19 protein-coding genes are annotated in these 21,480 nt (G+C 67.3%); 7 read left to right on the forward strand and 12 right to left on the reverse strand.

The window, feature by feature from the left end; all coding sequences use genetic code 11:
- Positions 1-75 precede the first annotated feature (75 nt).
- The gene (locus tag ACEU5R_RS22150) at positions 76-1,224 is read left to right on the forward strand and encodes a GNAT family N-acetyltransferase (protein ID WP_392411662.1); all 1,149 of its coding nucleotides are present in this window, start codon (positions 76-78) and stop codon (positions 1,222-1,224) included.
- Between the two features lie 158 nt (positions 1,225-1,382).
- Here ACEU5R_RS22150 and ACEU5R_RS22155 read toward each other — a convergent pair whose 3' ends face one another.
- Positions 1,383-1,853, reverse strand: coding sequence for a DUF1854 domain-containing protein (locus tag ACEU5R_RS22155; protein WP_103273260.1), 471 nt, complete (start codon positions 1,851-1,853; stop codon positions 1,383-1,385).
- A gap of 21 nt (positions 1,854-1,874) precedes the next feature.
- Positions 1,875-4,160 (reverse strand): ABC transporter transmembrane domain-containing protein, encoded by a 2,286-nt coding sequence (locus ACEU5R_RS22160; protein ID WP_392411664.1) that lies wholly within the window; start codon positions 4,158-4,160, stop codon positions 1,875-1,877.
- Positions 4,161-4,439: 279 nt separating this feature from the next.
- On the opposite strand from ACEU5R_RS22160, the gene cphA (ACEU5R_RS22165) reads away from it, so the two are divergent.
- The 5 genes from cphA (ACEU5R_RS22165) (at position 4,440) to ACEU5R_RS22185 (ending at position 11,087) form a co-directional block, all read left to right on the forward strand.
- The gene (gene cphA / locus ACEU5R_RS22165) at positions 4,440-7,055 is read left to right on the forward strand and encodes a cyanophycin synthetase (RefSeq protein WP_392411666.1); all 2,616 of its coding nucleotides are present in this window, start codon (positions 4,440-4,442) and stop codon (positions 7,053-7,055) included.
- A 60-nt stretch (positions 7,056-7,115) separates the two neighbouring features.
- Positions 7,116-9,686 (forward strand): cyanophycin synthetase, encoded by a 2,571-nt coding sequence (gene cphA / locus ACEU5R_RS22170; RefSeq protein ID WP_392411668.1) that lies wholly within the window; start codon positions 7,116-7,118, stop codon positions 9,684-9,686.
- 584 nt (positions 9,687-10,270) lie between these two features.
- Positions 10,271-10,471, forward strand: a complete 201-nt coding sequence (locus ACEU5R_RS22175; protein WP_103273256.1) for a CsbD family protein — start codon at positions 10,271-10,273, stop codon at positions 10,469-10,471.
- A gap of 41 nt (positions 10,472-10,512) precedes the next feature.
- Positions 10,513-10,677 carry a DUF1328 domain-containing protein gene (locus ACEU5R_RS22180; protein WP_103273255.1) on the forward strand — a complete coding sequence of 55 codons (165 nt, stop codon included), beginning with the start codon at positions 10,513-10,515 and terminating at the stop codon, positions 10,675-10,677.
- Positions 10,678-10,745: 68 nt separating this feature from the next.
- Entirely contained in the window at positions 10,746-11,087 is a 342-nt protein-coding gene (locus tag ACEU5R_RS22185; RefSeq protein ID WP_103273254.1) for a BON domain-containing protein, read from the forward strand.
- A 67-nt stretch (positions 11,088-11,154) separates the two neighbouring features.
- On the opposite strand, the gene ACEU5R_RS22190 is transcribed toward ACEU5R_RS22185, so the two are convergent.
- The 10 genes from ACEU5R_RS22190 to ACEU5R_RS22235 form a co-directional block, all read right to left on the reverse strand.
- On the reverse strand, positions 11,155-12,033 hold the full coding sequence (locus ACEU5R_RS22190) for a PhzF family phenazine biosynthesis protein (protein WP_392411670.1): 879 nt from the start codon (positions 12,031-12,033) through the stop codon (positions 11,155-11,157).
- Positions 12,034-12,124: 91 nt separating this feature from the next.
- Complete coding sequence (locus ACEU5R_RS22195; RefSeq protein WP_103273252.1) at positions 12,125-13,522, reverse strand: 4Fe-4S binding protein; 1,398 nt, start codon at positions 13,520-13,522, stop codon at positions 12,125-12,127.
- A gap of 41 nt (positions 13,523-13,563) precedes the next feature.
- On the reverse strand, positions 13,564-14,415 hold the full coding sequence (locus ACEU5R_RS22200) for an FTR1 family protein (protein WP_103273251.1): 852 nt from the start codon (positions 14,413-14,415) through the stop codon (positions 13,564-13,566).
- Between the two features lie 14 nt (positions 14,416-14,429).
- Entirely contained in the window at positions 14,430-14,768 is a 339-nt protein-coding gene (locus ACEU5R_RS22205) for a cupredoxin domain-containing protein (RefSeq protein WP_103273250.1), read from the reverse strand.
- 2 nt (positions 14,769-14,770) lie between these two features.
- Positions 14,771-15,307 (reverse strand): iron transporter, encoded by a 537-nt coding sequence (locus ACEU5R_RS22210; protein WP_103273249.1) that lies wholly within the window; start codon positions 15,305-15,307, stop codon positions 14,771-14,773.
- Positions 15,308-15,518: 211 nt separating this feature from the next.
- The gene (gene phaR / locus ACEU5R_RS22215) at positions 15,519-16,082 is read right to left on the reverse strand and encodes a polyhydroxyalkanoate synthesis repressor PhaR (RefSeq protein ID WP_103273248.1); all 564 of its coding nucleotides are present in this window, start codon (positions 16,080-16,082) and stop codon (positions 15,519-15,521) included.
- A gap of 118 nt (positions 16,083-16,200) precedes the next feature.
- Positions 16,201-16,938 (reverse strand): acetoacetyl-CoA reductase, encoded by a 738-nt coding sequence (gene phbB / locus ACEU5R_RS22220; protein ID WP_103273247.1) that lies wholly within the window; start codon positions 16,936-16,938, stop codon positions 16,201-16,203.
- An 80-nt stretch (positions 16,939-17,018) separates the two neighbouring features.
- Positions 17,019-18,653, reverse strand: coding sequence for an alpha/beta hydrolase (locus tag ACEU5R_RS22225; RefSeq protein ID WP_103273246.1), 1,635 nt, complete (start codon positions 18,651-18,653; stop codon positions 17,019-17,021).
- Between the two features lie 136 nt (positions 18,654-18,789).
- Positions 18,790-19,548: a peptidoglycan editing factor PgeF gene (pgeF, locus tag ACEU5R_RS22230; RefSeq protein WP_392411673.1), complete on the reverse strand. Its 759-nt coding sequence runs from the start codon at positions 19,546-19,548 to the stop codon at positions 18,790-18,792.
- On the reverse strand, positions 19,536-20,582 hold the full coding sequence (locus tag ACEU5R_RS22235) for an RluA family pseudouridine synthase (protein WP_392411675.1): 1,047 nt from the start codon (positions 20,580-20,582) through the stop codon (positions 19,536-19,538). The genes pgeF and ACEU5R_RS22235 overlap by 13 nt, the downstream gene beginning before the upstream one ends.
- Before the next feature lie 107 nt (positions 20,583-20,689).
- Here ACEU5R_RS22235 and ACEU5R_RS22240 point away from each other — a divergent pair, with 107 nt between their 5' ends.
- The gene (locus tag ACEU5R_RS22240; protein WP_103273243.1) at positions 20,690-21,475 is read left to right on the forward strand and encodes an outer membrane protein assembly factor BamD; all 786 of its coding nucleotides are present in this window, start codon (positions 20,690-20,692) and stop codon (positions 21,473-21,475) included.
- Positions 21,476-21,480: the final 5 nt, after the last annotated feature.

A 21,480-nucleotide genomic window follows, 5' to 3' on the forward strand; every position in this document is an offset into this window, starting at 1 on the left:
GCGGACCAGGAAGCCGGCCTCTCGGGGCGGCGGCGCGGCCTTGGGCCGCAACCTGGGAGACTTTATCATTGCCCCATGGATTCCTCGCCGCGCCTGACCATCGAAACCGACCTGTCCCGCATCGACGCCCGTCAATGGGACGCGCTGGCCGGCGACCAGCCCTTCCTGCGCCACGCCTTTTTGCGGGCAATGCACGAGACCGGCTGCGCCTCGCCACGGACCGGCTGGTCGCCGCACTACCTGGCGCTGTGGCGCGGCCAGACGCTGGCCGGCGCCGTGCCGCTGTACCTGAAATCTCACTCGCGCGGCGAGTACGTGTTCGACCATGCCTGGGCCGACGCCTTCGAGCGGTACGGCTTGCGCTATTACCCCAAGCTGCTGTCGGCCATTCCCTTCACTCCCGTGACCGGCCCCCGCCTGCTGGCCGCCGGCCCGGACGAGCGCGCCGCGCTGGCGCGCGCGCTGATCGCCTTCGCCGAGGAAATCGGCGTGTCCTCGCTGCACCTGCTGTTCCCGTCCGATACTGACATGCGCGCGCTGCGCGAGGCCGGCTTCCTGGTCCGCGAAAGCGTGCAGTTCCATTGGCGCAATGCCGGCCATGCCGATTTCGACGCCTTCCTGGCCTCGATGAGCCACGACAAGCGCAAGAAGATCCGGCAGGACCGCAAGAAGGTCGCCGCCGCCGGCCTGCGCCACCGCTGGCTGCGCGGCGACGCCATCGGCGCGGACGAGCTGGATTTCTTCTACCAGTGCTACCGCGCCACCTACTTCCAGCACGGCAACCCGCCCTACCTGAGCGCGGACTTCTTCCACCGCGCCCACCGCGACCAGCCCGACGCCTTCGTGCTGATCCTGGCCGAACGCGACGGCGTGCCCGTGGCGGCGGCGCTGAACCTGGCCGGCGGCGACGCGCTGTACGGACGTTACTGGGGCGCCACGGAATACGTGCCGGGCCTGCATTTCGAGACCTGCTACATGCAGGCCATCGCCTACTGCATCGCGCACGGCTTCGCCCGCTTCGAAGGCGGCGCGCAAGGCGAACACAAGATGGCGCGCGGCCTGCTGCCCACCCCCACCTGGTCCGCCCACTGGGTCGCCGACCCGCGCTTCGCCGACGCGATCCAACGCTTCCTCGACGAGGAAACCACGGCGGTCGAAGGCTACCTGGACGAACTGGAAGCGCACACACCGTTCAAGCAGAACACGCCCGATAGTGCTGGTTAAAAGTCCGCCCAGCAACTACCCCACGAAGCCAACACTCGCCGCATGAAGCAGGCCTCGCCCAAGCGGGGCCACGCGGAGCCGGCTTTGCCGGTCCGCAGTGGCGCCCCCTTGAGGGGGGCCCGCCGAGGGGGAAGCGCGCAAGCGCTTCGGGGGTGATCCTACAAGAACCTATCCAGCAGCTTGCGGCTGTGCTTGTCCAGCGACATCAGGTCGCGGATCAGATAGAAGATGCCGTGGTTGTCGGCGATCAGCAGCGTCTGCGCGTTCAGGCGGCGGATGTCTTCCTCGCCGCGCAGCGTGAAGGCCGTCTCGCCCCGGTCGGTCTCGACCTTCCAGACGGTGGGGGTGGCGAAGGCCGACACGCTCTTGAGCTTGCGGATCTCCGGCATGAACTCGCGGCTGGCGAGTTCCTCTTCCACCAGCGCCCGGGCGTCGGCGGGCAGGTCCGCCAGTTGATCGATCCAGAGCAGTTCGTGGCCGTCGGCGGTCACCAGCGACAGGCCCCGGCCCGGCTGGCTGATGGGAAAGGCGCGCACGGGCAGCACGCCCTCGTGCGCCTGGCCGTCGGCGCCCTGGAACACCAGGCGGCCGAAGGCATTGCGGCGCAATTGGAATGTGGGAAGCGTCATGGCTGGGTTTCCGTTTCCGCGTCAGGCCACGGCGGCCATGTCGTCGCTGCCCGGCGACTGGGCGTCGGCCTCGGCCTGGCGGGCCTGCGCCTGATAAAGGCGGTAGTACGCGCCTTCCTTGGCCATCAGTTCCTCGTGCGGCCCCTGCTCGACGATCTGGCCTCGGTCCAGCACCACCAGCCGGTCGGCCTTGCGCAGCGTGCTCAGGCGGTGGGCGATGGCGATGGTGGTGCGTCCGCGCACCAGGTTGTCCAGCGCTTTCTGGATTTCCTTTTCGGTGGTGGTGTCCACCGAGGACGTGGCTTCGTCCAGGATCAGGATGCGCGGATCGATCAGCAGCGCGCGCGCGATCGAGATGCGCTGGCGTTCGCCGCCGGACAAGGCCTGGCCGCGCTCGCCGACCAGCGAGTCGTAGCCATGCGGCAGCCGCAGGATGAACTCATGCGCGTGCGCGGCGCGCGCGGCCGCGACGATTTCCTCGCGCGTGGCCTCCGGCTTGCCGTAGGCGATGTTCTCGGCGATGGTGCCGAAGAACAGGAACGGTTCCTGCAGCACCAGGCCGATGTTGCGGCGGTACTCGGACACGCGCAGCGAGCGGATGTCGGCGCCGTCCACCATCACCGCGCCCTCGGACACGTCGTAGAAGCGGCAGATCAGGTTGATCAGCGTGCTCTTGCCCGAGCCGCTGTGGCCGACCAGGCCGATCATCTCGCCCGGCGCGATGTTCAGGTTCAGACCGCGGATGACCTGCCGGTTGCCGTAGCGGAAACCCACCTCGCGCAATTCGATGCGGCCGTTGATCTGCGGCAGCTTGGCCGGATTCTGCGGTTCGGGCACGCTGGAAACGTGATCCAGGATGTCGAAGATGCGCTTGGCGCCGGCGGCGGCCTTCTGCGTCACCGACACGATCCTGCTCATGGAATCCAGGCGCGTGTAGAAGCGGCCGATATAGGCCAGGAAGGCCGCCAGCACGCCCACCGTGATCTGCTTCTGCGAGACCTGCCAGATGCCGAAGATCCACACCACCAGCAGGCCGACCTCGGTCAGCAGCGTGACCGTGGGCGAGAACAGCGACCAGACCGTGTTGACGCGGTCATTGACTTCCAGGTTGCGGTTGTTGGCTTCGCGGAAACGGGCGACCTCGCGCTTTTCCTGGGCGAAGGCCTTGACCACGCGGATCCCCGGGATGGTGTCGGCCAGCACGTTGGTGATTTCCGACCAGATGCGATCGACCTTCTCGAAGCCATGCCGCAGCCGGTCGCGCACGGCGTGGATCATCCAGATGATGAAGGGCAGCGGCACCAGCGTCACCAGCGCCAGCCAGGGGTTGATCGACACCAGGATGACCGCCGTCATGACGATCATCAGGATGTCATTGGCGAAGTCGAGCAGGTGCAGCGACAGGAACACGCAGATGCGGTCGGTCTCGCTGCCGATGCGCGAGATCAGGTCGCCGGTGCGCTTGCCGCCGAAGTATTCCAGCGACAGCTTCTGCAGGTGTTCGTAGGTGGTGGTGCGCAGGTCCGCGCCGATCCGCTCGCTGACCCAGGCCAGGATGAAGGTGCGGGCCCAGCCCAGGCCCCACGCCAGGACAGCCGAGGCCAGCAGGCCACCCAGGTAGAGGCGGACCTTGTCGTAGTCGATGGGCGCGCCGTTCTGGAACGGGATCAGCACATCGTCCATCAGCGGCATGGTCAGGTACGGCGGCACCATCGCGGCGGCCGTGCCCAGCAACGTCAGCAGGAAGCCAGACAGCAGCGCCAGCCGGTACGGCTTGGCGAAGCGCCACAGCCGCAGCAGCGCCCAGGTCGATGACGGCGCCGCCTGCTCGCGATGGCAGACCGGGCATTCCTCGGCGTCTTCGGGAATCGGGTTGTGGCAGATGATGCAGGCGCGATCGCCGTCATGTTGCGGCGGCTGCCCCGACAGGCGGATGGCCTGCTGCGCCTCGAACTGCGCCAGCAGGCGCAGCGCCGGCGGGTTGCAGGCCAGCGTGAAGCGCCAGATGCCCAGGCGCGCGTTGTCGTCGTGCAATTCCATGACCGCCGCGCCGGCATGGTCGGCCAGCGTCAGGGACAATTGGGGACCGTACGCCCAGGACTCCCAGCCGCTGTCGTCGGCCTTGCGCGCCAAAAGGCGCTTGTCCGTGGCCGCCACCAGGCCAGGATGGAACTTCAGCCGCTGGTCCAGGTCTATCTCGACCCAGGCCAGCAGGGTTTCGCCATCGGTCAGTTCGGCGCGGATTTCATCCCGCCAGCGGGCAGGAAAGGCATCGGCAAGGCCTGAATGCAGGTTTGGTTTTTTCATTGGTACGCATACCGGGGCCCAGACACTGCCCTAGACACTGCCATGCAAGGTGGCAAAGCTGTTTTCCGCCAAGGGCCGAAAACGTGTCCTTTCCTTACAACAAATCGAGTTCCCGCCCTTGAAGGCGTCGTATAGTATCAGCCGATTTTTCTAATTAGGAATATCTCTGGGATCCCCCACTTGTTGGCATTATTCTTTAAGCGCAACCCCAATCAAATTCGCGGTCATATGCATAGGGGCTTCCGCGCGTGCCAACCTGCATCTCGAGCAAATTAAAACATGAAAAAGAAAGACATTGAATTTCTCGATGTCGTGGCTTTGCGCGGCCCGAACATTTGGACCTACCGTCCGGTCCTGGAAGCCTGGGTGGACATCGGCGAGCTGGAAGACTACCCGTCGAACACGATCCCCGGATTCTACGAACGCCTGACCGAATGGCTGCCGACCCTGATCGAGCACCGTTGCAGCCCGGGGGTGCGGGGCGGCTTCCTGATGCGACTGAAGGAAGGCACCTGGCCCGGCCACATTCTTGAACATGTCACCCTGGAACTGCAGAACCTCGCCGGCCTGCGCGGCGGTTTCGGCAAGGCCCGGGAAACCTCCACCCGCGGCGTCTACAAGGTCGTGGTGCGCGCCTGGCAGGAACAGGTCACCCGCGCCGCGCTGGAAGAAGCCCGCAACCTGGTCATGGCCGGCATCGAGGACCGCCCGTTCGACGTGCCCGCCGCCGTGGCGCGCCTGCGCACGCTGATCGACCGCCACTGCCTGGGCCCCAGCACGGCCTGCATCGTGGACGCGGCCGACGACCGCGACATTCCCTACATCCGCCTGTTCGAGGGCAACCTTGTGCAGTTCGGCTACGGCTCGCGCCAGCGCCGCATCTGGACCGCCGAGACCGACCGCACCAGCGCCATCGCCGAGGGCATCTCGCGCGACAAGGACCTGACCAAGGAACTGCTGTCCACCTGCGGCGTGCCGGTGCCGGAAGGCCGCCTGGTCGACAGCCCCGAGGACGCCTGGGACGCGGCCGAGGACATCGGCCTGCCGGTGGTGGTCAAGCCCTATGACGGCAACCACGGCCGCGGCGTATTCACCAACCTGACCACGCGCGAGGAAGTGCTGTCGGCCTACGCCGTCGCGGTCGAGGAAGGCAGCGGCGTCATCGTCGAGCGCTTCGTGCTGGGCAACGAGCACCGCCTGCTGGTCGTGGGCGACCGCATGGTGGCCGCCGCCGCCGGCGAGCCGGCCTGGGTCACGGGCGACGGCAAGTCCTCCATCACTGAGCTGATCGACAACCAGATCAATACCGACCCGCGCCGCGGCCGCACCGAGAATCACCCGCTGAACCCGGTGCGCCTGGATTCCGCCGCGCGCCTGGAGATCGCCCGCCAGGGCATGGACGCCGACAGCGTGCCCGCCGACGGCCAGCGCGTGCTGGTGCAGCGCAGCGGCAACGTGGCGTTCGACGTGACCGACAAGGTCCACCCCAGCGTCGCCGCGACCGTGACGCTGGCCGCCCGCATCGTCGGCCTGGACATCGCCGGCGTGGACCTGGTGGCCGAGGACATCTCGCGGCCGCTGGACGAGCAGCGCGGCGCCATCGTCGAAGTCAACGCCGGCCCCGGCCTGCTGATGCACCTGAAGCCGGCCGACGGCACGCCCCGCCCCGTGGGCCGGGCCATCGTCGACCACCTGTTCCCCGAAGGCGACGCCGGCCGCATCCCCATCGTCGGCGTCACCGGCACCAACGGCAAGACCGTGGTCGCGCGCCTGATCGCGCGCCTGCTGTACCTGTCGGGCAAGCGCACCGGCCTGGCCTGCAGCGAGGGCCTGTACCTGGACCGCCGCCTGGTGCAGAAGGGCGACCGCGCCGACTTCGCCTCGGGCACGCGCGTCCTGATGAACCGCAACGTCGACGCCGCCGTCATCGAGAACGACAGCAGCGTGATCCTGGGCCAGGGCCTGGCCTACGACCGCTGCCAGGTCGGCGTGGTCACCAACATCGACGACGCCGACCACCTCGGCGATTTCGACATCAATGACGCCGAACGCATGTTCAACGTCTTCCGCACGCAGGTGGACGTGGTGCTGCCCGGCGGCTACACGGTGCTGAACGCGCGCGATCCGCGCGTGGTCGAAATGGCCGAGCTGTCCGACGGCGCCGTGATCTTCTTCGGCATCGACCCCGCCCTGCCCGCCATCGCCGCTCACCTGCAGCAGGATGGCCGCGCCGTGTTCGTGCGCGACGGCGCCATCGTGCTGGCGCAGGGCCCGCGCCAGGAACGCCTGGCCGACGTGGCCGCGATCCCGCTGACCCACGGCGGCCGCGTGGCCTTCCAGGTCAAGAACGTGCTGGCCGCCGTCGGCGCGGCCTGGGCACTGGACATTCCGGTGGAGCTGATCCGCGCCGGCATCGAGACCTTCGACATCGATCAGGCCGACGCGCCCTGGCAGTTCACGCTGTTCGAGCGCGGCGGCAGCACGGTCGTGGTCGACGACGCGCACAACGCCTCGGCGCTGCGCCCGCTGATCGCCGCCATCGACCAATTCCCCGCCACCGCGCGCTGCGCCGTCTACTCGGCCGGCGCGGACCGCCGCGACGCCGACCTGATCGAACAGGGCAAGCTGCTGGGCGACGCCTTCGACCGCGTGGTGCTGTACGACGACGCCACGGTGCGCAGCAAGCGTCCCGAAGGCCAGGCGCGCGCGCTGCTGCGCCAGGGCCTGGCGCAAGGCAGCCGCGTCAAGCACATCGAGGACGAACCCGACCACGGCAAGGCCATCGCCGGCGCGCTGGACGCCATCGCCACCGGCGACTTCGTCCTGCTGCAGTCGGACGAAGCCTTCTCCGGCCCCACCATCGATCTGGTCCGCCGCTGGATCCAGCAACACTGACACCACCCCGGCGCGCCCTGATCGGGGCGCGCCTGAGCCAGACAGACAGGAATACCTGCCATGGAAGTTTCCCGCATCCGAGCGCTGCGCGGCCCCAATCTGTGGAGCAAGAACACGGCGATCGAGGCCATCGTGTCCTGCGCCGACGCCGAGTGCTCCATCGACAACCTCCCCGACTTCGAGGCGCGGCTGCGCGCCCGCCTGCCGCAGACCGGCCTGCTGCGCCCCGAGGGCCACCAGGGCGCCGTCTCCATCGCCCACGTGCTGCAGATCGTCTCGCTGACCATGCAGGCCCACGCCGGCTGCCCGGTCACGTTCGGTCGCACCTCGACCACGATCGAACCGGGTGTGTTCCAGGTGGTGGTCGAGTACAGCGAGGAAGAAGTCGGCCGCCTGGCGATGGAGCTCGCCCAGCAGCTGGTGCGCGCCGCGCTGGACGACACGCCCTTCGACCTGCCCGACGCCCTCAAGCGCCTGCGCGAGCTGGACGAGGACGTGCGCCTGGGCCCGAGCACCGGCTCCATCGTCAACGCCGCCACCGCGCGCGGCATTCCCTACCGCCGCCTGACGCAGGGCAGCATGGTGCAGTTCGGCTGGGGCAGCAAGCAGCGCCGCATCCAGGCCGCCGAGACCGACCTGACCAGCGCCATCTCCGAATCGATCGCGCAGGACAAGGACCTGACCAAGATGCTGCTGGACGCGGCCGGCGTGCCGGTGCCGCTGGGCCGCTCGGTCACCTCCGCCGAAGCAGCCTGGGAAGCCGCCCAGGAACTGGGCGGCCCGGTCGTGGTCAAGCCGCGCGACGGCAGCCAGGGTCGTGGCGTGGCCGTCAACATCGAGACGCGCGAACGCGTGATCCAGGCCTTCGAAGTGGCCGAGGAAATCAGCTCGGAAGTCATCGTCGAGCGCTACATCCCCGGCCATGACTTCCGCCTGCTGGTGGTGGGCGGCAACCTGGTCGCGGCCTCGCGCCGCGATCCGCCGCAGGTCACCGGCGACGGCCGCCACACCATCCGCCAGCTGGTCGAGCAGGTCAACGCCGACCCGCTGCGCGGCGACGGCCACGCCACCTCGCTGACCAAGATCCGCTTCGACGACATCGCCCTGGCCACGCTGAAGAAACAGGGCTATGACGCCGATTCCGTGCCGCCCCCGGGCACGCTGATCTTCCTGCGCAACAACGCCAACCTGAGCACTGGCGGCTCGGCCACCGACGTGACCGACGAGGTCCATCCCGAGATGGCCGCGCGCGCCGTGTCGGCCGCCCGAATGATCGGCCTGGACATCTGCGGCGTGGACATCGTCGCCGAGAGCGTGCTGTATCCGCTGGAGGAACAACACGGCGGCGTGGTGGAAGTCAATGCCGCGCCCGGCCTGCGCATGCACCTGAATCCGTCCTTCGGCAAGGGCCGCAACGTGGGCGAGGCCATCATCGCCAACATGTACGCCGACGGCGAAGACGGCCGCATCCCGGTCGTGGCGGTGGCCGGCACCAACGGCAAGACCACCACCGTGCGCCTGACCGCGCATCTGCTGGGCGCCGCCGGCCACCGCATCGGCATGACCAATTCCGACGGCGTGTACGTCGACAACCTGCGCATCGACACGGGCGACTGCAGCGGCCCGCGCAGCGCCCGCAGCGTGCTCATGCACCCCGACGTGGACGCGGCCGTGTTCGAGACCGCGCGCGGCGGCATCCTGCGCGAAGGCCTGGCGTTCGACCGCTGCAACGTGGCCATCGTCACCAACATCGGCATGGGCGACCACCTGGGCCTGGGCTACATCAGCACGGTCGAGGACCTGGCCGTGGTCAAGCGCGTCATCGTCCAGCACGTGCATCCGTCAGGCATGGCGGTGCTGAACGCCGCCGATCCCATCGTCGCCGAGATGGCCGCCAGCTGCCCCGGCTCGATCACCTATTTCGCCGAGGACCGCAACCATCCCATCATGGCCACGCATCGCGCCCAGGGCCTGCGCGTGGTCTATCGCGACGGCGACAGCATCGTCGCGGCCCAAGGCGCGGAGGAAACCCGCTTCCCGCTGGCCGAGATCCCGCTCACCCGCAACGGCACCATCGTCTTCCAGGTCGAGAACGCGATGGCTTCCATCGCCGCGGCCTGGGGGCTGAACCTGGACTGGAGCATCGTGCGCCGCGGGCTGGCCAGCTTCGTCAACGACGCCCAGACCGCGCCGGGCCGCTTCAACGTGTTCGACTATCACGGCGCGACGGTCATCGCCGACTACGGCCACAACCCCGACGCCATCCTGGCGCTGGTGCGCGCCGTGGACGCCATGCCCGCCAAGCGGCGCTCGGTGGTGATCAGCGGCGCCGGCGACCGCCGCGACGAGGACATCCGCATGCAGACCGAGATCCTGGGCGAAGCCTTCGACGACGTGCTGCTCTACCAGGACCAGTGCCAGCGCGGCCGCGCCGACGGCGAAGTGGTGGCGCTGCTGCGCCAGGGCCTGGTCAACGCCACCCGCGCCAAGCAGGTCGATGAGATCTACGGCGAGTTCCTGGCCATCGACACGGCGCTGGCGCGCCTGCAGGCCGGCGACCTGTGCCTGATCCTGGTCGACCAGGTCGAGGAAGCGCTGGAGCACATCGCCAAGCGCATCCGGGAAGCCTGATTCCGGTCCGTAGCCGGCGATAAGCGAACGGGGCGCTTGCCGAGCGCCCCGTTCGCTTTTTGTTGCTGCCCGGACCTAGCCGTAGGCGCGGACCACGTCCGCCTGCGCCTGGAAGCGGTCCGTGCCCGCGCAGCCCGCCGTCGCCAGGACGGCCAGCGCCAGCATCAGCGCGGCGCAGATTCGTTTCGGCATGCTTGACTCCTTGCTCATTGCCGCCGACATCCGGCGGCCTCCCGGACGAAGATACCAGCGCGCTCGTCCGCCGCCAATCGCACGCGGCGCGCAGCCGGACATGCGCTGGCGGCGCGCGCGAAAACGCCCTCAGATCCCGTTACCTGCCCCGCTCAAAACGGGACAAGACGTTGCTCAAATGTAACTCCCTCTCTGGGCGCAGGCTTGCCTTCACCCGGTCGGAAACGCGGGGATTTGTCCCCATCACCACCGTTACATTTGCCCACAGCCAGGTTTGACAGCCCTTCCGGCCGGCACGTACGGTGGAGCCATGCTGATCAGCGTCCTACTCAACCGCGAACACAGCGCTTACGGCCATAAGCCGACATTCGCACACACGCAGAGAGGTACTTATGAACAACGACATCATCGCTGGCAAGTGGAAGCAACTGACGGGCAAGGCCAAGGCCGCCTGGGGTGAACTCACCGACGACGAGCTGACCCGCAGCGAGGGCAACGCCGAACGCCTGGCGGGCCTGATCCAGGAACGCTATGGCAAGACCAAGGAACAGGCGCAGAAGGAAGTCCGCGACTTCTTCGACCAGAATCGCTGAACCACGCCTGATTCCGTTAACGACCACCGGGAGAAGCTGACATGCTGCACTACGCCGTGGTTTTCTTCGTGATCGCGATCATCGCCGCGATCCTGGGCTTCGGCGGCATCGCCGGCGCCGCCGTGGGCATCGCCAAGATCCTGTTCTTCGTCTTTCTCGTCCTGGCGCTGCTGTCCCTGCTGGGCGGCAGTTTCCGCAAAAAATAACGGCGACAAGCCGTCACAGCCATCGCGTCCACGACGCGCCGAATTCTAACCAACCAGGAGCACTATCTATGGAAATCCGCAAGCTGATCGCCGCCGCCGCACTGGGCACGGGCGCCGTCTTCACTTCCATGGCTTACGCCGCCGACGCCGACAACAAGCCCAAGCAGTCCGTGGGCGAGTACGCGTCCGACGCGACCGTGACCACCAAGGTCAAGGCCGCCTTCGTGGCCGACAAGCAGCTCAGCGCGTTGGACATCGCGGTTGAAACCAACAACGGCGTCGCCACGCTGACCGGCACGGTGGGCACCGCCGCCGAAGCCGACCACGCCGCCAAGGTCACCCGCGGCATCGAAGGCGTCAAGCAGGTGATGAACAACATCAAGGTGGATCCCGCCAAGAACAAGAAGTAGGCCGGATCTCATGCGCCTGAAGGCGCCCGTGCCACGGCACGGGCGCTTTTTTTTTGCGCGACCGATGTCAGAGCGTGATGACGCCGCGCCCGATATCGAGCGCGCGGCCGCCCACCTGGATGCGGCCGTCGGCCGACACATCCAGCAGCAGACGGCTGGGCCGGCCGATCTGCGCGCCCTGGCGCACCACGAGGCTGGCCGGCAAGGCGCGGCCCTGCGCCTGCAGCCAACCCCCCAGGTTGGCGCAGGCCGAGCCGGTGGCCGCGTCCTCGTCCACGCCGCCGCCGGCCTTGGCGAAGAAATAGCGCGCCTCGACCACCAGCCGGCCGGCTTCGACCGCGCCTTCGTCGAAAGCGAACAGATACGTGGTCTTGCGTCCCAGGCTGCTTTCCTGCCAGCGGTCCAGTTGCGAGCTGTCCGGCAGCGCGCGACGCACCGCGTCCACGCTGCGCAGCGGCACCAGCAGCTGGTCCGCGCCGGTATCGATCCAGATGGGATCGCCCAGCAGGTCATCCTCGTTCAGGCCGACCAGGCCGGCGATCTCGGCGCGGCCCAGCGCCGGCGCGGCGGTGCCGACTCCGTTCGGACAAGGCGCGGTGAAGGTCCAGGCATCGCCCTGCGCCGTCACCGGCACCACGCCCGCCTTGAACTCCAGGGTCAGCGCATCCCCGGTCTTCAGCAGGTCGCGCACCACCTGCGCGGTGCCCAGCGTGGGGTGGCCGGCGAACTTCATTTCGTAGCCGGGCGTGAAGATGCGCACGCGCGCATCCGCCTGCTCGGACGGCAGGATGAAGGTGGTTTCGGACAGATTGAACTGCGCGGCCAGCTGCAGCATGACGGCGTCGTCCAGGCCGCGCGCGTCCTCGAACACACAGAGCTGGTTGCCGCTGAAGGCGGAGTCGTTGGTGGCGAAGACGTTGAGCAGGCGGAAGGCGTAATCGGTCATGGCGAGCGGGCGCGAGAGTCTCTGGGTTGGGCCGCGGACACGGCCGGGCCCAACACTTTATCTCAAAGCGCCGCCGCCTTCGCCGCCTGGTTCACCAGATGGCGAAGAACAGCACCCAGGACCAGCAGAACGGCGCCAGGCCAGCCGCCAGCACCAGCCACGCCAATACTTTGCGCGGCACGCCGCCGGGCCTTGCGGCCAACAGCCGCGCGAACAGACGCAGCGTCCACAGCACCGCCAGCGTCAGCAGCGTGAAGCGCACCGGCGCGGCCCAGCCCGCCTGCACGCCTTCATGCTTGAGCAGGTTGACCGTGGTGGCCGACAGGCCCAGGAACACGCCGATGCCGGCGGACGGAATCAAGGCCTGCGCCAGCTTGTGCAGGCCGGGCCGGCCCCAGCGCGTGGCGGCCGCGCCGGGCACGGCCGGCGCCGGCGCGATGCGATCGGCGATCCACAGCGACAGATAGGCCGCGCCGCCGACGCAGATCGTGGCGCCGACCACGAACATCAGGATGCCGGCGCCGTCCAGCCAGGAAAAGCTGTCGTTGACCTCGGGATAGTGCGTGAGGATGAACCAGGGCGCATTGTCCAGCAGCGGCCACATGATGTCGTGCTCGACCAGCCAGGTCGCGGCCCATTGCTTGGCGCTCACATACCAGGGGCTGGCGCTCCACAGGAAGGCGCCGATGGCGATGCCCATCAGACCGAAGCACAGCAACGCGGTCTGCCAGGGTTCGCCTTCGGTGACGTGGACGATCTCGGCTTCCGGCGAGCGCGGCGTCAGCGCAATGGCGCCGCGGTAGCCGCTGCAGCGGCCACAGACATGGCAGTCGCCCGCGCCCTTCATGTGGCGCAGGGGCACGAGCGGCGCACAGTTGATGGGCTCGATGCGGATCACCGGATGACGCCACTTTTCTTCGTCGACCTTGAAGTGCCAGGGCGCGAGCTTGGCCAGCAGGTTGAATACGCCGTTGACCGGGCACAGGTACTTGCACCAGACGCGCTTGTTGCGACCGTACAGATAGCCCACGATCATGGCGGCCACGGTGGACCCGCCCAGCACCGCCAGCACCGCCAGCGGGTATTGGTAGACGCTGACCAGCTGGCCATAGACCGTGGTGAGCGCGAAGGCGACGAAGGGCCAGCCGCCCCAGCGCATCCACTTCGGGATGGCCTTGCCGCGCCCGCGCTCGCTGGCCCATTCGGTCAGCATGCCTTCCGGACAGAGCCAGCCGCACCAGGCGCGCCCGAGGATGGGCATGGACACCAGCACGAACGGCCACCACACGCCCCAGAACGCGAACTGCGCGACGATGGTCAGGTTATTGACGACCGAGGCCGAATTGTCCGGCAGCGGCAGCACCGCCGGCACGATCAGCAGGAAAGCGTATATCGCGACAATGCCCCACTGCAGCTTGCGCAACAGGGGGGCATGGTCACGGAGAAAATCGGCGATACGGGAGGTCGCCCTCCCGAGTGCTGCGGCCATATCTAAACCTTCATGTGTCTGTCATCCGCCGACGTGCCGGATCAGGACGCGCTGCGAGCCGCCGACGGCGCCGGGGCGGGCTTGGCGCCGGCCCAGCGCAGCAGCGCCCAGACCAGGATCCAGTACGCCACCCAGACAAGCACCGAGATCAGGGCCGGCATGGCGCGGTAGCCGGCGAAATCCGCCAGGATCTTGCCAAGGCCGGTGCTGTCGCTCAACAGCGCCGAGGTGTCCCAGACCGGATCGACGATGGCCGGGACCACGTCCAGCGAGATCAGCCGGTCGAGCCCGCCGACCAGCAGGGCGCCGGCCAGCAGCAGCAACAGGATCTCGGTGACGCGGAAAAAGCGGCGCCAGGTGATCAGCTTGCCGCCCAGCTGCAGCAGCCAGAAGGTCAGCAGCGCGGCGATGAAACCGCCCACGCCGGCCAGGGCCAGCTTGATCATGTCGCCGCCGCCCTCGCCCGCCGACACGGTGCCGTACAGGAAGACCACGGTCTCGCTGCCCTCGCGGGCCACGGCGATCGCCACCAGCAGGAACAGGCCCCACCAGTTGTCATTGGCCACCGAGGTGCGCGCGCCGCCTTCAAGCTCGCTCTTGAGCGTGCGGCCGTGCTTCTTCATCCAGATGACCATCTGCACCACCAGCGCGCAGGCGGCCAGCGACATGATGCCCTGGAACCATTCCTGGCCCTCGTCGCTGAGCCAGGACGAGATGCCCAGCAGCACCAGCGCCAGCGCCACGGCCAGCGCCGCGCCGGCGGCGACGCCGCCCCACAGGTAGGCCAGGCCGCGCTTGCCTTGCGGCGCGGCGCGCAGCCAGGTGTACAGGATGCCCACCACCAGCAGGGCTTCGACGCTTTCGCGCCAGACGATAAAGAGGACCTGTTCCATGTCTTGCTACCGACCTATTCCTTGGGCTTGACCACCAAGGTGCCTTTCACGTTCTGGTGAAAGTCATCGAAAAACGGATACTCGCCGGGACGGGAGATCGTGATCACCACGAAGGATTTCACGCCCGGGCCCAGCACTTTTTCCTTGCGCAGCGGGATGCTCTCGAATTCCACCGGCTCGTTGCTCTCGTTGATGAGTTCGATCTTGAAGCGCCCCGCCGGAACTTCCAGCGTGGCGGGCTCGAACGTGCCGTTCGGCTTGAAGGTCAAGGTGAACGTGGGCAGCTCGTCGGCCGCCGCCGGCGCGGCGGCGCCGATCAGGGCCGCCGCGATGACGCTGAGCAGGCGACGCACGATCAGTAGCCGCCCTTCTTGCCGGTGCCGGCGTAGACGAATTCATATTCCAGGTCGATCGGCTCGAACCACGGGCCCACGCCCGTTTCCTTGTCGACATGGCGGCCGAAGTGATTCATCTTGTTGGCGGTCGGCGGCAGGATCGAGTACTTCAGCTTGTACTTGCCCGGGCCTTCGAGCTTGATGTTCTCGCCGTAGTGCGGGCCGTCGTTGGCGACCATGGGCATGAAGGTGCCCTTCTGCACGTTCTGGCTGCCGACCTTCTGGATCTCGTAGTTCACGACCAGGTAGGGCACCCACTCGCCTTCCGGAAAGCCGGTCTTGTTGTCCGCGGTGGCGTGGATGTCGGCTTCGAGGTGCACGTCGGAATCCTTGGCCGGACGCATCATGCCGGGAGGGTCCATTTCGATCGGCTGCAGGTACACCGCGCCGATTTCCATGCCGCCCTTCTGTACCGGCTTGCCGATGGGGTATTCGGCCGCCTGCGCGGCAGACACGCTCAAACCGACAATGGCCAGCGCCAAGGCTTTCTTGATCATGTGCATATTCCTCGATACATGGATGAAACGATGGTTCTTAAAACATAAACAAGAACCGTTTTCATTAATGTAACCAAAGAATCTGACATCTCCCTGAACCGGAACCGCCGGAAACAGGCGGACGATTGCGCCGGATCAAGCCCGCAAAAAAGCCGGCGCACCGCGCCGGCTTCGTTCCCGGACCGCCGCGACGGCGGCCGGCCTTGCCTGCCTACTTGCGTCCGCCCGGGTTCCCGCCCGGCGTGAACGGGAAGGTCGAGAACATGGCGCGGGTCTGGTCCTGCATCTGGTCCTGCATCTGCACGAACAGGTTCTTGCTCTGGTCGATGTAGTTGTTCATCATGTTCTGCAGCATGGGCGTCTGCACGTTCATGAACTGCGTCCAGGCCTCCGGGCCGAACTGGCTGCCATACAGGCCCTTGGACTGCTCGGCCATGCGCTGCTGGATTTCCATGAAGGCCTGGATATTCTTCTCCAGGTAGGAGCCCATGATGCCCTGCATGGCGTGACCATAGAAGCGGATGATCTGCGACAGCATGTTCGACGAGAACATGGGCATGCCGCCGCTCTCTTCTTCCAGGATGATCTGAAGCAGGATGCTGCGGGTCAGGTCTTCGGAACTCTTGGCGTCGACGACCTGGAACTCCTCGTTGGCCAGAACCAGTTGCTTGACATCGGCCAAGGTGATGTAGGTGCTGGTCCGGGTGTCGTACAGACGACGGTTGGGATATTTTTTAATCAGGCGCAGGCTGGCGCCGGTTTGTGCTTGCGTCATGTGTTTGTCCCCGGATCGGGCGATCTCTCAAGCTTTGGATAGGTCAAGTGTAATGCCGGGCGGCCTTCTCCCCGAAGCCGCCCGGCGCCAGGGCCGCCAACCGGCGGCCCCACATGCGTCAGCCCATGTGCAGGCCGCCGTTGAGCGAGAAGTCCGCGCCCGTCGAAAAGCCGGATTCATCCGACGCCAGCCACGCCGTGATCGACGCGATTTCCTCCGGCGTGCCCAGGCGGCGCACCGGGATGGTGGCGACGATCTTCTCCAGCACGTCGGGGCGGATCGCGCGGACCATGTCCGTGCCGATATAGCCCGGCGAGATCGTGTTGACCGTCACGCCCTTGCTGGCGACTTCCTGCGCCAGCGCCATCGTGAAGCCATGGATGCCGGCCTTGGCCGTGGAGTAGTTGGTCTGGCCGAACTGGCCCTTCTGGCCATTCACCGAGCTGATGTTGATGATGCGCCCCCACTGCTTCTCGACCATGCCGTCGATGACCTGCTTGGTCACGTTGAACAGGCTGTTGAGGTTGGTGTCGATCACCGTGCGCCAGTCGTCCGCGCTCATCTTGCGGAACAGGCCGTCGCGGGTGATGCCCGCATTGTTGACCAGCACGTCCACCTGGCCGAGTTCGGCCGTGACCTTCTCGAACGCCTTCACGGTGGAGTCCCAATCGGAGACGTTGCCCACCGAGGCATGGAACGTATAGCCTTGCGCGGCCTGTTCATCCAGCCATTGCTGGTAATTCCGGCTGGGGCCGCAACCCGCCACGACGCGAAAGCCTTCCTTGGCCAAGCGCTGGCAAATAGAGGTGCCGATTCCGCCCATCCCGCCTGTTACGTAAGCCAGTTTCCCGCTCATACTTCCTCCTGTGTGCGACGGACGATTCGTTTGATTGACTGCTTTTGCTCATCTGCTCCGGACCAGCCGCGAACGCGGCCTCAGGCGGCCCGGACCTTCACGTACCTGCCAGGCGCCGGCTCGATCGGCCGATGGCTGGCATTGCCCAATTTGACGCGCGCCTTGACCTGCTTGCCCGAATGGCCGGCCAGCCAGGCGCTCCAGTCCGGCCACCAGCTGCCCGGCTGCTCGACGGTCTGCGCCAGCCAGGCGTTGGGATCGCCGGGCAAGGGGTTGCCCGGCCCGCCATCGCGCTCCATGACCCAGTAGCTGCGGCGCTTCTTCGCGGGCGGATTGACCACGCCGGCGATGTGTCCCGACGCGCCCAGCACGAAGCGCTGCGGTCCGCGCAGCAGCTGCGTGGACGCGTAGGCCGCCGTCCAGGGCACGATATGGTCCTCGCGCGAACCGAATATGTAGGCCGGCATGGTCAGCCGCGTCAGGTCCAGCGGCAGGCCCGCGGCCTGCGCCCGGCCCGGCACCTTGAGATTGTTTTCCAGGTAGGTGTTGCGGAAGTACCAGGAAAAGAACGGCCCGGGCAGGTTGGTGCTGTCGCCGTTCCAGAAGAGCAGGTCGAACGCCGGCGGCTTCTGGCCCTTGAGATAGTTGCCCACCACGTAGTTCCAGACCAGCTCGTTGGGCCGCAGGAACGAGAACGTGGTGGCCAGGTCGCGGCCCGGCATCAGTCCGCCGCTGCCGAACTGGTGGTCGCGCAGCAGCGCGTGCGCCTCGTCGACGAAGACCTTGAGCACGCCGGTATCGTGGAAATCGAGCAGCGTGGTCAGCAGCGTGAGCGAGGCCACCGGGTGCTCGCCGCGCGCCTCGGCCAGGGCCAGCGCGGAAGCCAGCATCGTGCCGCCCACGCAGAAGCCCAGGGCGTTGACCTTGGGCTGCTTGGTGATGTCGCTGGCCACGCGCAGCGCTTGCAGCACCGCGTCGTCCAGGTAGTCGGACCAGGTGGCGCGATCGATGCCGTCGGTGTCGCTGGACACCGGGTTGCGCCAGGAAACCAGGAACACCGTATAGCCCTGCTCCACCGCGTGCCGGACGAAGGAATTCTCGGGCTGCAGATCCAGGATGTAGAACTTGTTGATGTTTGGCGGCACGATCACCAGCGGACGCTCGTGCACGGTCGCGGTCAGGGGGGCGTACTGGATCAGCTGGATCAGCCGGTTCTCGAACACCACTTCGCCCGGCGTCACGGCCACGTTGCGGCCGATCTCGAACTGCGATTCGTCGGTCTGGGTGATGCGCCCTTTCTTGACGTCGCCCAGCAGGTTGGCCACGCCTTCGGTCAGCGCGCGGCCGGCGCTTTCCACGATGGACTGCTGCGCATCGGGATTGAGCGCCAGGAAGTTGGACGGCGACAGCGCGTCGACCCATTGCATGACGGAAAAGCGCAGGCGCTCGCGCAGCGGTTCGCTGACCTGCGCCGCATCGACCAGGCGCGACATGGCGCGGGCCGACAGCAGGTAGGCATGCGCCATCAGCAGGTGCGAGCCTTGGGCGGCCCAGGCCGGACCCGCGAAGCGCCGGTCGGACGGCGGCGGCAGCGCGCCTTGCCGGGCGTCATCGCACAGGCGCTGCCATTCGCGGGAAAACTCGGCCTGAATGTCGGCCAGAACGTCCGGTGCCACGCTCACCGGAATGGGTCCTGCGGAGAGATTGGCGTTCACTTCGACACCTTGTTATCGACACTGCGCGATTGATGTTGCATGCGGGGTCCGGGACTGTCAATGCGGGAATACAAGGAGAGGCCCGCCAGGGTAGCAAAGGCCCGCCGGCCGCGCTTTGCGCTACATCAGACTTGACCTAGGACAGCCAGGCCAGCAGCGCCATCCGCCCGGTTATCCCGTCGCGCCGGTACGAAAAGAAGCGCCCGCCGTCCGCAACCGTGCACAGGCGGCTCAGCGTCACGTCCCCGACGCCCGCGCGCCGCAGGCGGAACTCGGCCAGTCCAGGCAAGTCGGCCAGCCATTTGCCGGGCAGGCCCGGCCGGGGGCGGAAATAGGATTCCGTGGCCGGATCGTCGGCCATGAAGGCGTCCAGCACATCCCGACCCACCTCGAAGGCGTCAGGGCCGATACCCGGCCCGACCCAGGCGCGCCAGCCGCCGGCATCCGGCGCCTTGGCCCGCATGGCCGCCAGGGTGCGCTCCAGCACCCCGCCGGACAGCCCGCGCCAGCCGGCATGGGCCACGCCCAACACGCGGCCGGCGTCGTCGGCGATCACCACCGGCAGGCAATCGGCCACCATCACGGCCAGCACCCGGCCCGGCCGCGCCGTGACGCTGGCGTCGGCGGCCGGCTCCTGCGGCGTGGCGGGATCGTCGGCGTCGACGACATCGGCGCCGTGTACCTGGCGCAGCCACAGCGGCTCGGCCGGCAGCGCGGCGCGCAGGCGCCGGCGGTTCTCGGCCACGGTGTCGGGATTGTCCTCGGCGCGACGGCCGAGATTGAAGGTGTCGTGCGGCGCCACGCCGACGCCGCCGGCGCGCGTGGTGCAGAAATACTCGACGCCGGCCCACTGCGGGCCGGTCACCACGGGCAATCCTTGAATCACGCGTTCCATACGATGTTTTCCTGAACCTGCGCCATGTCGGCCGGCACGACGGCGCTGAACCGGACCTCGCCCCGGCCGCCCGGGTCTTCGAAATGCAGCGCGCGGGCGTGCAGCATCTGCCGCCCCGCGCCCGCGACGGTCTTGCCGCCGTACAGCACGTCGGCCAGCAAAGGATGGCCCAGGCTGGCCATGTGCACGCGGATCTGGTGCGTGCGGCCGGTTTCCAGGCGGCAGACCACTTCGCACACCCGGCCGCCGGGATCGACCTCGCCGCGGCGTGAAGGAAAGTAATGCGTGACGGCGGGCTTGGGCGCCACCGGCCGTTCCACGCTCATGCGCACCGGCACCCGGGCATCGCGGCCGATGGGGCGATCGACCTTGCCGGCCGCCCCCAGCCAGCCATGCGCCAGGGCGATATATTCGCGTCCCATGCTGCGGGCCTGCAGTTGCCGTACCAGATGGGTCTGGGCGGTTTCATTGCGGGCCACGACCATCAGTCCGGACGTGTCCTTGTCCAGCCGGTGCACGATGCCGGCGCGGGCCACCTGGGCCAGCTCGGGATAGCGGTGCAGCAAGCCATTGAGCAAGGTGCCGCTCCAGTTGCCGGCGCCGGGATGCGTCACCAGCCCGGCGGGCTTGTTGACCACGATCCAGTCCGGGCTGGCGTCCACCACCTCGAAATCCACGGGTTCGGGCGCGAAAGCCCGCGTTTCGGGCGCGGGCTGCGTCCAGACGGTCAGTTCGTCGTCGGGGCCGACCACCTGCCGGACCTTGGCCGGGCCGCCGTTGACCAGCACCTTGCCGGCCTCGATCCAACCTTGCAGGCGGCTGCGGGAATGCTCGGGCATGAGGCCCGCCAGCACCTTGTCCAGGCGATCGGCCCGGGTGCCCGGCGGAACGGTAAGCAGTTGCGGCGCGCCAGCGGCCGCCTGGGAGGATGAACCCGGGTCGGAATTCGGACCGGAATCGGGACCAACCCCGAGGTCTTCGCCCTCGGAATCCTCGTCGAAATCGGGATCTGCGCTGACGGCTGTATCAGACATGGAGACAAATCATATAATCAGCCTGCCATGCTAACACCAAGGATACGATTCTCGTGATTCACCGTTCCGCAGCTCCCTCGATTCCCGCCTCCCGTAGCGGGCCGGTCTTGCGCGCGGTCGTCGCGCTATTCGCCGTGCTGGCCATCGCCGGCTGCGGTTCGACCAGCAGCAAATACGACAAGACCGCCAACTGGAGCGCCGAGCAGCTGTATGCCGACGCCAAAGCCGAGATCTCCTCCGGCGGCTGGAAGGAAGCGCGCGAGCGCCTGACCGCCATCGAAAGCCGCTACCCGTTCGGCGTCTATGCCCAGCAGGCGCTGCTCGAGCTGGCCTACGTCAACTGGAAGGACGGCGAAAACGAGCAGGCCCTGGCCGCCATCGACCGCTTCCAGCAGCTCTACCCCAACCATCCTGGCACCGACTACGCGCTGTACCTGAAGGGCCTGATCAATTTCACGCCGCAAAGCGCGTTCATGAGCAACATCACCGGGCAGGATCCGGCCGAACGCGACCCCAAGGGCCTGCGCGCGTCCTACGACGCCTTCAACGAGCTGATCAAGCGCTATCCCGACAGCAAGTACGCGCGCGACGCCGAGCTGCGCGTGAACTGGCTGGTCAACACCATCGCCATGAACGAAGTCTACGTGGCCCGCTACTACTACGAGCGCGGCGCCTACGTGGCGGCGGCCAACCGGGCCCAGACCGTGATCACCGACTTCGAGGGCGCGCCCGCCACCGAAGAGGCGCTCTACCTGATGGTGCAGTCCTACGACAAGCTCGGCATGACCGACCTGAAGAACGACGCGCAGCGCGTATACGACAAGAACTTCCCCAACAGCAACTTCAAGTCCAAGGGACTGAAGGCCGACAAGAGCTGGTGGAACCCGTTCTGACCACT

Source organism: Achromobacter sp. 413638 (assembly GCF_043119405.1).
Taxonomy (GTDB): Bacteria; Pseudomonadota; Gammaproteobacteria; order Burkholderiales; family Burkholderiaceae_B; genus Achromobacter.

Coding starts and splice junctions, on each gene's coding strand:
- phaR (WP_103273248.1), bottom strand. CDS start 16,082: ATGACGCAAGCACAAACCGGCGCCAGCCTGCGCCTGATTAAAAAATAT.
- ACEU5R_RS22190 (WP_392411670.1), bottom strand. CDS start 12,033: ATGACCGATTACGCCTTCCGCCTGCTCAACGTCTTCGCCACCAACGAC.
- ACEU5R_RS22210 (WP_103273249.1), bottom strand. CDS start 15,307: ATGATCAAGAAAGCCTTGGCGCTGGCCATTGTCGGTTTGAGCGTGTCT.
- ACEU5R_RS22150 (WP_392411662.1), top strand. CDS start 76: ATGGATTCCTCGCCGCGCCTGACCATCGAAACCGACCTGTCCCGCATC.
- ACEU5R_RS22155 (WP_103273260.1), bottom strand. CDS start 1,853: ATGACGCTTCCCACATTCCAATTGCGCCGCAATGCCTTCGGCCGCCTG.
- ACEU5R_RS22200 (WP_103273251.1), bottom strand. CDS start 14,415: ATGGAACAGGTCCTCTTTATCGTCTGGCGCGAAAGCGTCGAAGCCCTG.
- ACEU5R_RS22185 (WP_103273254.1), top strand. CDS start 10,746: ATGGAAATCCGCAAGCTGATCGCCGCCGCCGCACTGGGCACGGGCGCC.
- pgeF (WP_392411673.1), bottom strand. CDS start 19,548: ATGGAACGCGTGATTCAAGGATTGCCCGTGGTGACCGGCCCGCAGTGG.
- ACEU5R_RS22175 (WP_103273256.1), top strand. CDS start 10,271: ATGAACAACGACATCATCGCTGGCAAGTGGAAGCAACTGACGGGCAAG.
- ACEU5R_RS22235 (WP_392411675.1), bottom strand. CDS start 20,582: ATGTCTGATACAGCCGTCAGCGCAGATCCCGATTTCGACGAGGATTCC.
- ACEU5R_RS22180 (WP_103273255.1), top strand. CDS start 10,513: ATGCTGCACTACGCCGTGGTTTTCTTCGTGATCGCGATCATCGCCGCG.
- cphA (WP_392411666.1), top strand. CDS start 4,440: ATGAAAAAGAAAGACATTGAATTTCTCGATGTCGTGGCTTTGCGCGGC.
- phbB (WP_103273247.1), bottom strand. CDS start 16,938: ATGAGCGGGAAACTGGCTTACGTAACAGGCGGGATGGGCGGAATCGGC.
- ACEU5R_RS22195 (WP_103273252.1), bottom strand. CDS start 13,522: ATGGCCGCAGCACTCGGGAGGGCGACCTCCCGTATCGCCGATTTTCTC.
- cphA (WP_392411668.1), top strand. CDS start 7,116: ATGGAAGTTTCCCGCATCCGAGCGCTGCGCGGCCCCAATCTGTGGAGC.
- ACEU5R_RS22160 (WP_392411664.1), bottom strand. CDS start 4,160: ATGAAAAAACCAAACCTGCATTCAGGCCTTGCCGATGCCTTTCCTGCC.